The organism is Xenorhabdus bovienii, from assembly GCF_024721015.1.
GTDB classification, from domain to species: Bacteria; Pseudomonadota; Gammaproteobacteria; order Enterobacterales; family Enterobacteriaceae; genus Xenorhabdus; species Xenorhabdus bovienii.
This window is the reverse complement of sequence record NZ_JANAIF010000411.1, coordinates 1-274: the sequence shown is the minus strand read 5'-3', so window position 1 is coordinate 274 and position 274 is coordinate 1. Positions and strand designations below refer to the sequence as shown.

Annotated in this window: 1 protein-coding gene; it reads left to right on the top strand. The window is 62.0% G+C overall.

Features of this window, described 5'->3' with window-relative positions; genetic code table 11:
- Window positions 1–274, top strand: a 274-nt coding sequence (locus tag NXS07_RS21210) for an RHS repeat domain-containing protein (protein WP_258087657.1), incomplete at both ends; no start/stop codon positions are given.

Below are 274 nucleotides of genomic sequence, written 5' to 3'. Positions count from 1 at the left end.
TAGGTGGAACAGCCAGAACCAGCTTATCGGGGTGCAGACGCCGGGCGGCCAGCAGTGGGATTATCGCTACGATGCCTTCGGGCGGCGCACGGAGAAAGTGTGCGAACAGGCAGGGATGCGCACCACCTACCTGTGGGACGGGGATGTGCCGGCGGAAATCCGGGAGTACCGGCACAACCGGCTGTACAGTATCCGCCACCTTGTTTTTGACGGCTGGCAGTTGCTGGCCCAGCAGGTGCAGTTTTTCACGCCGAACCCGGAAAACCGCAGCGAA